Source organism: Bacillus sp. S10(2024) (assembly GCF_050473865.1).
Lineage (GTDB): Bacteria > Bacillota > Bacilli > Bacillales > Bacillaceae_G > Bacillus_A.
The window spans coordinates 1,017,546-1,030,846 of sequence record NZ_JBFLUR010000002.1 but is presented as its reverse complement, the minus strand read 5'-3'; the positions used below and the strand labels follow the sequence as shown (position 1 = coordinate 1,030,846).

The 13,301-nt window shown below is 35.6% G+C and carries 12 protein-coding genes, 1 pseudogene and 1 riboswitch; of the genes and pseudogenes, 3 read left to right on the top strand and 10 right to left on the bottom strand.

Going from position 1 to position 13,301, the window contains the following annotated elements; translation table 11 throughout:
• Positions 1 to 107 precede the first annotated feature (107 nt).
• Positions 108 to 301, top strand: a riboswitch (Lysine riboswitch).
• Positions 302 to 408: 107 nt separating this feature from the next.
• Together AB1280_RS05360 and AB1280_RS05355 are read left to right on the top strand one after the other, a co-directional pair.
• Positions 409 to 1,878: an amino acid permease gene (locus tag AB1280_RS05360; protein ID WP_429755117.1), complete on the top strand. Its 1,470-nt coding sequence runs from the start codon at positions 409 to 411 to the stop codon at positions 1,876 to 1,878.
• Between the two features lie 210 nt (positions 1,879 to 2,088).
• The gene (locus AB1280_RS05355; protein WP_429755116.1) at positions 2,089 to 2,385 is read left to right on the top strand and encodes an iron-sulfur cluster biosynthesis family protein; all 297 of its coding nucleotides are present in this window, start codon (positions 2,089 to 2,091) and stop codon (positions 2,383 to 2,385) included.
• A 49-nt stretch (positions 2,386 to 2,434) separates the two neighbouring features.
• Here the strand turns inward: AB1280_RS05355 and AB1280_RS05350 are convergent, their stop codons facing one another.
• From AB1280_RS05350 to AB1280_RS05315, 8 genes are all read right to left on the bottom strand, one after another.
• Positions 2,435 to 3,028, bottom strand: coding sequence for a kinase (locus AB1280_RS05350; protein WP_429755115.1), 594 nt, complete (start codon positions 3,026 to 3,028; stop codon positions 2,435 to 2,437).
• Between the two features lie 97 nt (positions 3,029 to 3,125).
• On the bottom strand, positions 3,126 to 3,866 hold the full coding sequence (locus AB1280_RS05345; protein WP_429755114.1) for an NAD-dependent protein deacylase: 741 nt from the start codon (positions 3,864 to 3,866) through the stop codon (positions 3,126 to 3,128).
• A 175-nt stretch (positions 3,867 to 4,041) separates the two neighbouring features.
• The gene (gene lepB / locus AB1280_RS05340; RefSeq protein ID WP_429755113.1) at positions 4,042 to 4,584 is read right to left on the bottom strand and encodes a signal peptidase I; all 543 of its coding nucleotides are present in this window, start codon (positions 4,582 to 4,584) and stop codon (positions 4,042 to 4,044) included.
• A gap of 16 nt (positions 4,585 to 4,600) precedes the next feature.
• Positions 4,601 to 5,281, bottom strand: coding sequence for a copper homeostasis protein CutC (locus AB1280_RS05335; RefSeq protein ID WP_429755112.1), 681 nt, complete (start codon positions 5,279 to 5,281; stop codon positions 4,601 to 4,603).
• A 59-nt stretch (positions 5,282 to 5,340) separates the two neighbouring features.
• Positions 5,341 to 6,495: an acyl-CoA dehydrogenase family protein gene (locus tag AB1280_RS05330; protein WP_429755111.1), complete on the bottom strand. Its 1,155-nt coding sequence runs from the start codon at positions 6,493 to 6,495 to the stop codon at positions 5,341 to 5,343.
• Between the two features lie 207 nt (positions 6,496 to 6,702).
• A complete protein-coding gene (locus AB1280_RS05325; protein ID WP_272187575.1) occupies positions 6,703 to 7,332 on the bottom strand; it encodes a YdcF family protein in 630 nt (209 codons plus the stop codon).
• Positions 7,333 to 7,667: 335 nt separating this feature from the next.
• A complete protein-coding gene (locus AB1280_RS05320; RefSeq protein ID WP_429755110.1) occupies positions 7,668 to 8,165 on the bottom strand; it encodes a GNAT family N-acetyltransferase in 498 nt (165 codons plus the stop codon).
• 12 nt (positions 8,166 to 8,177) lie between these two features.
• On the bottom strand, positions 8,178 to 8,756 hold the full coding sequence (locus tag AB1280_RS05315; protein ID WP_429755109.1) for a GNAT family N-acetyltransferase: 579 nt from the start codon (positions 8,754 to 8,756) through the stop codon (positions 8,178 to 8,180).
• A 97-nt stretch (positions 8,757 to 8,853) separates the two neighbouring features.
• Here AB1280_RS05315 and AB1280_RS05310 point away from each other — a divergent pair.
• Positions 8,854 to 9,692, top strand: a pseudogene (locus AB1280_RS05310) (alpha/beta hydrolase).
• 63 nt (positions 9,693 to 9,755) lie between these two features.
• Here the strand turns inward: AB1280_RS05310 and AB1280_RS05305 are convergent.
• Positions 9,756 to 10,568, bottom strand: coding sequence for a GNAT family N-acetyltransferase (locus tag AB1280_RS05305; protein WP_429755108.1), 813 nt, complete (start codon positions 10,566 to 10,568; stop codon positions 9,756 to 9,758).
• Positions 10,569 to 10,712: 144 nt separating this feature from the next.
• Positions 10,713 to 13,025, bottom strand: coding sequence for an AAA domain-containing protein (locus tag AB1280_RS05300; protein ID WP_429755107.1), 2,313 nt, complete (start codon positions 13,023 to 13,025; stop codon positions 10,713 to 10,715).
• Between the last annotated feature and the right edge of the window lie 276 nt (positions 13,026 to 13,301).

Genomic DNA, 13,301 nt, shown 5'->3' with positions numbered 1-13,301 from the left:
CCAAAATAACCATTTATTTCTATAAAAAAATCCTTGCACTATTTTCAGAAAATCATTACAATTGCCATATATTAAAAATCATAGTAATAGAAAAATCCTCATCAATCCGATGAGGTAGAGGTTGCGGCTTTTATTAGTAATCTAGACGAGACACAGAGAATGTCAATAACTCTAGATAAAAGGAAAAGCTGCCGAAGTTTATACTTCTTCTCTGGGAGTATATGCTGGGGCTGTTTTCGAATAGGAACAGAACTGTCACGTTTACAAAATTACCGTGTAAACGTGGGGCGCTATCTTAACGGAAGGTATGATGGGGTGGTTATTTTTGAATTGCTCCGCTAAAGTCCTTTGGCGGTTTTTTTAATTCCCCCCGCTCCTTCCTATCTTACAAGAAAAGGAGTGTTGAACATGAACGGCGCAACTACTAACGTTACCTCTACAACTACAAATCAATCTGCACAAACAACTAACGAACTACGACGCGGATTGAAATCTCGCCATCTTACAATGATTTCACTTGGTGGTACAATTGGAACAGGTTTATTTCTAGCGAGCGGTGGCGTTGTCCACACAGCTGGTCCTGGTGGCGCTCTTGTCGCCTATGCTGCAATTGGTATTATGGTATATTTTTTAATGACAAGCTTAGCAGAATTAGCATCCTACATGCCTGTAGCAGGATCATTTAGCACCTATGCAACAAGGTTTGTTGATCCATCACTTGGATTCGCACTAGGTTGGAATTACTGGTATAACTGGGCTATTACCATTGCTGCTGAACTCTCTGCAGTTACATTAATTATGAAGTTTTGGTTTCCTAATACGCCTTCCTTGCTTTGGAGCGGCATTTGTTTAGCTATTATGTTCTTATTAAATTATTTATCTGTTAAAGGATTTGGAGAAGCAGAATATTGGTTTGCACTTATCAAAGTTGTAACTGTTATTGCCTTTTTAATTGTCGGGTTTCTTATGATTTTCGGTATTATGGGCGGAGAACCTGTTGGTTTTAAAAACTTTACAGTTGCAGATGCACCGTTTAACGGCGGCTTCATGGCAATCATCGGTGTATTCATGGCAGCTGGATTCTCATTCCAAGGAACAGAATTATTAGGAGTTGCGGCTGGCGAAACTGAAGATCCACAACGCAACATCCCAAAAGCAATTCGCAGCATCTTTTGGCGAATTCTATTGTTCTATATTTTTGCGATTCTCGTAATCGGTTTATTAATCCCTTATACAAACGAAAACCTTGCAGCAAGTGATATAACAGTAAGTCCATTTACACTTGTATTTGAAAAAGCCGGGATTGCCTTTGCGGCATCAGTAATGAACGCCGTTATTTTAACAGCTGTTTTATCAGCTGGTAACTCCGGCATGTATGCATCAGCACGTATGCTTTGGGATTTAGCAAACCAAGGTAAAGCACCTAAATTTTTAGGAAAATTAAATAGTCGCGGCGTACCAGTAAATGCATTGATTGCAACATCATTAGTTGGATGTGCTGCTTTCTTAGCTTCTTTATTCGGTGATGGTGTTGTATATGTATGGCTATTAAATGCATCTGGTATGTCCGGTTTCATCGCTTGGATCGGAATTGCAATTAGTCACTATCGTTTCCGCAAAGCATACATTGCACAAGGAAAAGACTTAAATGACTTACCTTATAAAGCAAAATGGTTCCCATTCGGTCCTATCTTTGCATTTGCATTATGCTTAATCGTTATCCTTGGTCAAAACTACGGTGCATTTATGGGAAAATCTATTGATTGGAACGGTGTACTCGTTTCGTATATTGGCTTACCTCTTTTCTTAATACTTTGGTTAGGCTATAAATTTACAAAGAAAACAAAAGTTATCCCATTAGATAAATGCGAGCTTTAACAATTAAGACCTATCAACTTTCGTTGATAGGTCTTCTTGTGCAACTCTATATACAAAGTTAAAACAAAACGAGAAAGCAAGTAGCAGTCATCTTTTGTTAGGCATATCATTGACTAATATGTTGAAAAACCAAAATGGATTTATACACGTAGCCGTTTTATTGTTTTTTTGCCATAATAGAATAAGAGTTTAAGAAAAGGACGTGATTATATGAATATCCGTGTTACAAATAAAGCAAAAGAAAAATTGCAACAAAACGAAGATAAAATCATTGTTAGAATAAAAGGAAGTATCGGAAACACTTGTACTGTCTATGTAAACATTGATTTAATCATTGATAAATACAATGAAAATGATGTTGTATTTCAAGATGAACAACTCGTAATTCAAATGGACGATTTTACAAAAGATTACATTGGAAATACAATGACGCTTGACTACAATACAGGTTTTAAAATCACAACACCGAGTGAAACAATTGTTTATGGTTTATCACTGAAAAAATAATACTTTTTAAACAACGCATTGAGAAACACAATGCGTTGTTTGTCTTATCTTATCCTTTTAGAACTAAGTCAGCATTTTGGACAGGAGCTTCCGTACTAACATAAAATTCTTCAGCTTTCCAATATCTTTTCTCAAACTTTGTAATGTTCTTTTGTGTATCCTCACTTTCACGAAGAAACCTCTTACTTCTCGGATAATCTAGATATACGACATAATCATAGAAGCTTCTCCACTCTTTACGCTGAAGAAAAACACCTTCTACTATAATAACTGAAGCATTAGAAAATTGAACTTCCTGCCGATTATGTGTATCGGATTCATCATCATATACAGGAAGAATAAGATGGTTAGCTGATTTTAATTTACTGAAAAAATTACGACTTAACCAATCCGTATCCCATTGTAATTTATAATACTCATACCATTCCTCATTCCCTGTATTGTAACGTTTTTCACGCTGAGCAATATAATCATCAATATGAAAGACATGAAACGATATCTTCTTTTCTTTCATATTTTGAATAAGCTTTTCCACTAGTGTTGTTTTGCCAGAACGGCTTAAACCATCTATCCCTAAAATAAACCGACTTCCTACGCTGTTATTTTCAATTATTTCTAACAATTTTCTTTCGTTCTCCCCCAAATTACTCTCCCCTTTGCAACAACTCTCTTTTTTAGTAACTATGATGGAATTTTAACGTAATTCTAACAAATATAATACAATTTAGGCTTCAGTGTATTTACTCTGGACTTTCTTGATCTGAGATAATTCCCTTCACAAATTCTCCAATTGTTTCATGAAATACATAATCAAAATATTGTTCTTGTCCTGTTTGTTCGTTATTAACAAGTATTGTTGTTGCCCCTATTTCTCGTTTTGCTATTTGCGGAAAGGATGCTACAGGCTGTACTTTCAATGACGTTCCCATCACAAGCAATGCATCCGTTTCGTATAACCTTTCAACTGCCTTTTGAAATTGCGGTAATGTATCTCCATATAACACAACATTTGGGTTCAAAATGAAATTACACTTTTCACAGCGCGGCACTTCATGTTCAATCATATATTGTAAGTTGTATTGTACAAGGCACTTTGGACAATGAGCAGATTGAAGCGTACCATGTAAATCAATGACATGCGTACTCCCGCTTAATTGATGGAGACCATCAATATTTTGTGTTAACACTACAATATCTTTTCCCATCTGCTCTAACTGCGCAAGAAACGTATGTCCTTCATTTGGTTTATATTGATGGAATGTATCAATTTGAAAAATTGCTTTATAATGTTTCCAAAATCCTTTCGGGTTTCGATTATAATATCCCCTTGATAAATACATTTCTACATTTGCATCTGCATACAAACCATTTGCTGAACGAAAGTCTGGAATTCCACTCTCTGTACTTGCACCCGCTCCAGTTAACACTGTAATTTTCTTAGCACTTTTAATAATAGAACGCACTTCTCCATAATGCTGCACAACATTCACCTCTATGTATCATTCTTTTTTCATTATAACAGGCATTCGCAATAACTTGGAAATTTCCCCTTAATAAGGTATCCCGTCTACTCCATAAATATTGATTGCACATTTTCCTAAAAAATAAAAGAAGGAATCAAAACTCCAAATGAGTTTTGATTCCTTCCAAACACGATTATAACGCTCTAGCATGCTGCAGTGGCCAAAATACTACTGAACCTTTCCCAACAATTTGTTTTTCAGAAACAACTCCAAATGCTCGGCTATCTTTAGATACTTGACGATTATCTCCTAGTACAAATACAGAACCTTTTGGAACAGTTTTTTGTCCAGTTATTCCTTCTAATGTGAAATCAGGAGTTAACACCTCACCTGATATTTGCTTTTTATATTCATCTAAATATGGTTCAGCTACTGCTTTACCATTTACATATAAAACATCATGTTTATATTCGATTGTGTCTCCCGGTAACCCAATTACTCGTTTCACTAAATCATGCCCTTCATTCCCATGGAAGACGATAATTTCAAAACGATCTAACCCTTGTACGCTATAGCCAATTTTATTTACAACCATCCGCTCATTGTTTTCCAGCGTTGGCATCATAGATTCCCCTTGTACAAGCGATGGTGTAAATAAAAATGCTCGACAAACAAATGCAATAATTAAAGCGAAAGCAATACTTTTAACCCATGACATAATCTCACTCTTTTTCATCTATCCACTATCTCCTTTAACAACTAGTCATTTTTGCGATTTCTTGTACATTTTGAACTACAACTTCACCAAAGCACGATTTCCCTTCTCTCACCGCAGTACCTACGTGGGCTTCTGTAATCCCTGTTTCATGCAGTAATCGTTGTACATTTTCTTTCGTGACACCACTACCAACAATCATTTCTATTTGCCCTTCACTTGCTTCGTGCATTTGGCGCAAGACCGAAATGTTATCTTCTATTTTTCCTTGTCCGCCAGATGTTAAAATATGTGTGACTTTCTTCGACCTCCGCAATATTTTGACGGCCGCTATTAAATCCGCCATTTCATCAATTGCGCGGTGAAACGTCACATTCATTTCTTCAGCTACTGCTAATAATTTTGCCAACTTTTCTTCATCAATTTCATTCTTTTCATTTAAAACACCTAATACAACACCAGCTGCACCAAGCTCTTTTGCCACTCGAATATCTTCTTTCATTAATTCTATTTCTTCATTAGAATATACAAAAGACTTAGCATGCGGACGAATCATTACATGCACCGGAATAGAAACAGCAGCTATCACGTTTTTTATTAACGCGTAGCTTGGTGTAAGACCACCTTCTGTAAAAGCTGTAATTAATTCTAGCCGTTTCCCACCGCCACGCTCAATCCGTTTGGCATCTTCTAAACATGTTGCGATGACTTCTAGCATTCGTTAACTCCTTTTTGTACATTGTCCATTTTATTATATACGAAAAAGGAAAGTAGTACCTATTTTTCAACACCAAAATCTTGCAAAGCGCGCTGAGCTAATAGTGAAATTGTCATATCATCCATTGGAGGATTATGAAGGCCAGCGCGTACATGTAAATAATAACGGTGTAATGGATTTTTTTCAGATAGACTCCTTGCTCCGACGATACGCATCGCCTTATCTACAATAGAAATCGCTGCATTTGTCACCGTATATTTTACCGCTGCCATCTCGGCTTGCATACACTGTTTACTTTCTTCTTCATAGCGCTTTGCAACACTATATAAAAAAGAACGAGCTTGTATCATCTCTAATTCTATTTCTCCTATTAATCTTTGTACATTTGGCACCGTCGCAATCGGCCCTTTCAAACTATTTGGTTGATACGTTACAGCAAATTGCAAAGCATACTGCCGCGCTGATTGGGCAATTCCGAGATAACAAGCCGGAATGTGCAGAAGCCATCCTCTTCTCTTTTCTATACTACGCGGAGAGATTTTCTCAACAAAATATTTATACGGAACTACTACTTGTTCTAAAATTAAATCATGACTTGCTGTACCGCGCATAGCTACACTATCCCACGTTTCCTCAATTGAAACGCCCTCTGTACGACACGGAACAAGAAATTCTCCTACTTTTTCTGTTCCTTCTATAGATGCGGAAACAAGGAAATAATCTAATACCGGTGCCATTGTTGTAAATGTTTTTTGTCCTGAAATAATCCACTTATCTCCTTTTCGTACTGCAATTGTCTCTAGCCTTCCTCCTCTTGTCGGACTTCCCGTATTTCTTTCCGTTGCAGCACGGTTTATAAGTGCCCCGTTCTTCACCGCCTTACAAAGCCAAGAAAACATTTTTTTATCCCATGAACGATTTTCTGATAGTTCATGCATAATCCCAAGATGCCATCCCATACATAGTGCCGTTGCACCATCGCCCTGTGCAATGTATTCTTGAAATAGTAAAAAATCATATAAAGATATGCCTATCCCACCTTCGTCCTTTGGGACTGTCCATGATGTATATCCAATTCCTTTTAAATCTACTACATTTTCAAAAGGAAATGAATACAATTTATCTAACTGCTGTTCTCTCTTTGAAAATAGAGTGATATATGGTTGTAATTTACTAAGCCGCTCTTGTTGCTCTTTCGTTCTTACAAAATCCATTTCATCAACCCTTTCCACGTCATCCTAAAATTATATGCATTCAGTTCTCTTTCGTTATAACACACTAAATATTTCGTTCATTGATCTTTCACTTTACACATTCTTTTCCTTAAACATATTAATCCACACCTCAATTGTTACACTATTCCGATATAAAAACAATGTTTTGAACAAAAAAAGATTTCCTAAAACATTAGGAAATCTCCTTTATTCATCACCCTTTATAAACCGAACAGGTAAGGATGCAACATAACCAATATAAGAGCATAACTCTTTAAAAAAGAACGGTAACTCTGTATCTAGGCTGCGGTACGCAGACGTTGGTGTTGGTGAAGAATAGGCATCCATACCGAGATGCTTAGCAATTTGCATTGCTCGTTTCATGTGAAGTGGATCGCTTACAACTGTATACGTTTGTATGCCATTTTCTTTTCCAATCTGCAGAGCATTTTTTAAATTCTCTTCTGTAAAACGCGACTCTGTTTCAATTAAAATATCCTCATCTCTCACACCATGCTTTAGTGCATATATTTTTGATGTACGCGCTTCTTCTAATTCCGCTTCAAATTTCGTACCACCTGTAAAAATAATTTTTTTAACATTTCCATTTTGATAAAGAGAAATAGCATGATTTATTCTCTCGCGAAGTACTGGTGATGGTTTCCCATTCCAAGAAGCAGCACCTAACACAACTGCCACATCTGTATCAACTCGATCTGTCTTAGAACAATAATTCCAAATATCATACGCCGCATAACTAACAAATACAATAATGGAACCAAGTACGAATAAGAGTGCCTGCACCACCCTTATTTTTATACTTCTTTTTTTCTTCATAAACTTATAGCCCCCGTAACTCATACATACTTTATAAAAAATTCGTTTCATCGAATAATCGGTCAATTTATCATTTACATTCATCTGAAAGAAGGTAGTTTTCTTATATAACAGTTCTAAAAAAGAGGTTGCTATAAAAAGAGACTTTTATATTTCACACTGACATGAGTGGTCTATTTACAATAACAACTTATATTTCTCTCAAACTCTCAACTTCTATATTGTAGCGAATTTTTCTGCAGAATGGAATCATGAATCAAAAGTATATAAAATACGTAATCATTTTGTAAGAAAAAATGCCCCCTAGCATGCTAGGAGACATTTCTCTCAAACTGTTATTTCAAAATCCAATATTTCATATATTCTTCCTGTAACACACAATAAAAACCAGATTTTTCCAATACCCTCGCAGAAGCAGTATTATTTGTTAAACATTCCGCTTTAATCGTCGTTACATTTTGCTGATCTAATAACCACTTCACAAGACCTTTTACCATTTCTGTAGCATATCCATTTCCTTGGTAATCTGGGACAATACTATATCCAATTTCCACAATCCCATTCACATCTGGACCACCTTTACAGCCCATGTCGCCAATAATTGTATTATCTTTTTTATGAATAATAAGACCACTCCACCTACTACTTTCCGGATTTTCCTGTAGTCGCTCTGCTTTCCACGGTAAAATTTCCGCATAATCAGGCATTGGCCACTGATCCGAAATTTTATAAGGAATTACTTTCGAAAGTTCCTCATTTCCTTTTATTGTAGCCTCTACTAACTCTAAAGTGAAAGAAATCATTTTTAAATGTTCTGTTTCTATATACGGCAACTTAATCCCCCTCTACTTATAACACATTAATTTATTTTCTAATTGCTCTTTTACACTTGGCCAATCTTCCGAAATAATACTATAAACAACCGCATCCCTCACATATCCATTTAGAAGTTTACGTTCATTTCGCATTACACCTTCTTTAACTGCTCCTAGCCTTTCAATTGCCCGCTGTGACTTTTCATTGCGAGCATCTGTTTTAATTTGTACACGCAACATTCCTAGCTCCTCAAATGCGTAGCGAAGCATCATATATTTGCACTCTGTATTTACACTTGTACGTTGAACGCTTGGACTGTACCAGGTATGTCCAAGCTCTGCTGTTTTGCAATCCATTGACATGTTGTATAGCCGCGTCGTTCCCACAATTTCATTTTTTGTTTGATCAATCACAATAAACGGAAGATCAACTCCCCTTTTATACTTTTCTAATGATTCTTCAACTAATCTTTCCATATCTTCCATGCAATCCATTTTCGCTATTAAATATGCCCAAATGTCGGGGTGCTTTTCAATAATAGCATACAATGGCCTAACATCATTTATAGATAATAACTGCAATTTTGCTCGATTATATATAAATTCCATAAAACAGTCCCCTTTTCTTTCCATCTCTATTATATAATAATATCAATTGTATAAATCTTCAAAATATCAGACTAAAAATACTTAGGGGGAATATATTTTGAAACGCTATTTTATCAACAACGGGAAAACAGATGTACATATTACAGAATGAGGCAATGAAAATAACCCTGTAATCTTTTGTTTACACGGATTAGGCAGCACGAGTCTTAGCTTTATCGAAGTTGCTGAGCAACTTAAAGAGGAGTATAGGTTGATTGCAATTGATGCGCCTGGACACGGTAAAACTTCTCCATTTGAACAAGCTGAAGAATACGAAATGCCTCGTTTGGCAACGTGGCTAAACGACTTATTTGATCATCTTGAGATTGGTCAATTTTATTTTTTATCACATTCTTGGGGAAGTTTTGCATCATTATTTTATTTAGCGGAATATCCAGAAAGAGTAAAAGGTTCCATTCTCATTGATGGTGGCTATCAAACGAAAAGACTTAAGAACCAAACTATGGAAGAAGAAGTAGCGTACTATGAAAAAGATTTTGAAGAATATGTGTTTGATAATTGGAAAGATTTCTTCAATCGTGAAAAAAAGTATATACAAGGTGGTCTCCGCTCATAGAAATGTCAGTAAAAGATTTTGGATTAGAACAGAACAATAAAATATATTGGCACGCAAGAGGCATAACAGCTGGAAATATTATTAAAGCTATGCATAAACACGAAACAGCAGATATTTATGAAAACTTGCCATCCAATATCATATTACTAAGAGCTACATTACCGAGCAGCATGGATGAATATCGAGATAAGACAGCAAACATTTTTGAGCAGAAAACAAGAGGAACAGTAAAATGCATTCCTAATACAACTCACATGCTACATTGTGATAATCCAGAGGTTGTAGTAGAGGAAATAAGGAAGAATTGGTCTCGTTCTTAATTCACAATTCCCACCTCTCTTCTTTGATTCTCTCATTTTTGAGGTGGGGGATCTTACTGCCCGTTAATATGGGATAAATGTGAAACTATAGTCTGTTACTGCTGTAAACCCGAGTTTTTCGTATAAACTTCTAGCTGATATATTATTAGAAGATGTTTGTAAAATAGGGATTTTACCACAATTCAAGCAATCTAAAATCATATGAGACAATAATATTTTTCCATATTTTTGCCCACGAAATTTTTCTTCAACATAAAATGTTGTGAATTCAATGTAATTCTTTGTATAACTTCCATATCTCCCCATTCCGATTGGCACATTGTCATGCATCACAAAAAAAATCCCTTTCTCAATATCATTGCTTATTTTTTCTTTATTGATCAAACGCTGCAACTGTTCTTCATTACTCGGCTGAAAAAAGTGAATGAAAAATTTATGAATGAACGATATATCATATTCATTATGAATAGCTTTTCTAACTATTGGAACATCTTTATCTTTCGTACATTTCTGACCATATACATAATGAGTATCCCTACTAATCTCCTCCTTTATCCCTAAATACTTAAAAATACTTTCTACATATTCACTCTTCCCAGCAAGAAGTATAGAATTTCTTTTCAAACACTCGATCTGTTTTGCGATAACTAAAAGTTTGGTTTTGTCTTTTATCCAAAACGTAGTAAAATATGTATTACCTTCATCTTTTATATACAAAATGCTAGTTATTTCATTGTCATCCTTCTCCACATACCATTCTCCAAGTTGTTCATTTTCCAAACCTTGAATTGCTAATGTTTGAAACATCTCTTCCCTATATAAACAACATCGTATTTCTTCTTTACAACTTTCATCTATTTCTGTTAACAATTCCATTTCTTTCACCTCATAACATTTATTCGACAAATTCGAAATAATTCCTTTACAACCTATGTTTAATCAAAATAACCTCAGACACTTTTGTCTGAGGTTATTTTTGATTTATTTCCCATACCATATAAATCCATTTTGAAAAAAACTCTATATTTTTATATCTAAAAACCCTTTTAGTACTCCAATTGTTTGCGGAGCCTGTAGTCTTGCTGTTATATACGGAAATTCTGGACTACCATCAAAGATCATCTGAGATGTTAATGGGGCACCTACCCACATGATATCGTCATCGATAATAACAAATGGCATCACTTTATTTTGACGATACACTTGTACGTTTTTTATCGGAACTTGACCTTCTGTATAGATCATTACCGACGCTTCTGCACGTGCTAATGCTTGCCATACTCTTTTATCTATACGACTTGAATTAGGAATAGATACAATGATTTTCTTTTTCGCTGAGATCATATCTTTTAATAATACTTTCGTCTCTTCTTTGCTTGTTTGTACAAACCACCGTAATCTTTTCGTAATCTTCCGCTCTAAAATCGTCCTCAATGTTGTACGATCATACACATCTCCTTGCCTTTGTATATGAGACGTTAAATGAGATAAAGCTTGTTTTCGCGAAAGATTTTTCCTCATATATTGACAATCTGATAGTTGAATAAATTTCCCTCTCGCCCTCGTAACTGCAACGTTAACGAGACGGTGGTTTTTTTGATCAAAGAAGAGCACACCCGGTCGTTCTTGCGGATAGCTATCAACTGTATCGAACAAAATCATATCACGCTCAGATCCTTGAAATTTATGAACAGTTGCCGCTAGTACCGGTGCATTTTTGAACTTTGTTTTTTGAAGAAATTCCCTTATGCACGTTGATAAAAAGCGCGACTGAGCACGGTATGGTGTTACAATACCAATTGACGGTATTTCATCCATTAAGCCAATTAGCATAAGCTGCATCGCTATTAATCCAGAAAAAATATTATAACGTGAGCTTGATGCTACGTCTTTTAATGAATAAGCGCCCATATTACTTGTATCTAGTAAAACCGCTGCTTCTTTCATGAAGGGCTGTAAAGTCGCTATTTTATCTCGCTCTATAACAGAAGGATGATCGAACACTTCGTTTTTATAAATAAATTCGTTCGTAAAACTTGAAATATGCGGATGCATACGCCGCTGCTCTTGCAGCATATATAAATTCGGATGCTTTTTACGGGCATTTACGGCTTCCACTATACCCGCATGATAAAACATATCTTCTTTTAACCACTTATTTACAAGTTCATGATTTGATAAAGCAATTGGTGGTAATTGTAGAAAGTCTCCGCACACAACAATACGCTTTCCTAAAGAAGCTGCTAATGCAAGTTGCGGAACATATGCCATACTTACTTCATCGACAACTACAAGATCAAATGTTCTTTCGTAAACAAGTGAATCGATTGCACATTTCGATAATGTTGCCCCAATGACTTTTGCATTTTCAATATACTCTTTTTCAACTTCTTTCACTTTTGCTTTTTGCTTGCGAAGATCGCCCTCTATTTCCTGCATTTTTCTTTTTTCAGCAGAAGTCGCTTTAAAAGAAAGAATTTTTTGTCTTAATTCTTGTCTTAATTCTTCTAAATAGAGCCTCTCTTCTTCCCATTCTTCATTTGTTGATTCCACTAATCGCGTAGTTAGTAACGTTTCATGATTACGAATTTGGTCATTTTGACTAAAACCATACCGAATCACATCTCCTGGTACCCACTTTTCTTTTTTCTCAATTTGTTTTGTTACTTCACTCATTAATACATCAACTGCTGCATTACTATGAGCTAATACAAGAACAGATTTTCCACTTTGATAATGAGCTGCAATAATACGTGATAAATTGTATGATTTCCCGGTTCCTGGCGGTCCCCAGACGTACGTTGTTGCATTATAAAAAGCGCGGTATGCAAGTTCATTTTTCTCTTTTTTCATTTTCGCAATATGTTTTGGTTCATTCGTTCCTTGTAGTAACCGTTTCACGCGCTGACGTCTTTGTTTATCTTTTCTTACTTCTTTTAAACGTTCTTGTAACTGTTCTAACAGCTGCCACGGCTCACTATATAATACTGCTTCCTGTATATGTTGCTGCATATAACAATTAAGTTTGACCTCAATATCCAATCCTTGAACAGATAGTACTTCCCCTGTTGCTTCCTCACCGTCAAATTCAATTCGAATCGGTGTTCCGTCTGGTAAACTTATTTCAGAAATAAGCTGAAATACATAGACGCTACTTTCATAGTCTGTATATAAAAACCGGCCATTTATAATGGATAATTTGCTTCCACCAACTGTCTTCCAATGTTTAATTTCATATGTTAACGCTTCATGCCACTCTTTCATCGTTTTTGTTAATGAAGGAGTTTGCGCAGATGTAATCATGTTTAGATCTCCTTCCTCTACTGCAAACATACTTTCTCACTATACCATAAAATCTAAAGCTTGACTGAAAGTGAAATCCTTCCTAATGGAGAGTAAATTCAATGTTTTGAAACAAAACATAAAAAACCGCAGTAAAATTCCACCACGGTTTTTCATTTTATCAATCCTTTTTGTACAAGCCTTCTATGAAATTTTTCAACATCTAAGTCGCTGCTATGCAAAATAAAATATAATCTGCACTTACTTTCTCCCCTTACATGTGGTAAAAAAGAACTGACTGCTTCTATACAAGGTCAGATGCTCTCA

Bases quoted from the DNA above. Each gene is read 5' to 3' on its own strand.
- AB1280_RS05300 (WP_429755107.1), bottom strand. From the start codon at position 13,025: ATGTTTGCAGTAGAGGAAGGAGATCTAAACATGATTACATCTGCGCAA.
- AB1280_RS05335 (WP_429755112.1), bottom strand. From the start codon at position 5,281: ATGCTAGAAGTCATCGCAACATGTTTAGAAGATGCCAAACGGATTGAG.
- lepB (WP_429755113.1), bottom strand. From the start codon at position 4,584: ATGAAAAAGAGTGAGATTATGTCATGGGTTAAAAGTATTGCTTTCGCT.
- AB1280_RS05330 (WP_429755111.1), bottom strand. From the start codon at position 6,495: ATGGATTTTGTAAGAACGAAAGAGCAACAAGAGCGGCTTAGTAAATTA.
- AB1280_RS05360 (WP_429755117.1), top strand. From the start codon at position 409: ATGAACGGCGCAACTACTAACGTTACCTCTACAACTACAAATCAATCT.
- AB1280_RS05325 (WP_272187575.1), bottom strand. From the start codon at position 7,332: ATGAAGAAAAAAAGAAGTATAAAAATAAGGGTGGTGCAGGCACTCTTA.
- AB1280_RS05355 (WP_429755116.1), top strand. From the start codon at position 2,089: ATGAATATCCGTGTTACAAATAAAGCAAAAGAAAAATTGCAACAAAAC.
- AB1280_RS05305 (WP_429755108.1), bottom strand. From the start codon at position 10,568: ATGGAATTGTTAACAGAAATAGATGAAAGTTGTAAAGAAGAAATACGA.
- AB1280_RS05315 (WP_429755109.1), bottom strand. From the start codon at position 8,756: ATGGAATTTATATATAATCGAGCAAAATTGCAGTTATTATCTATAAAT.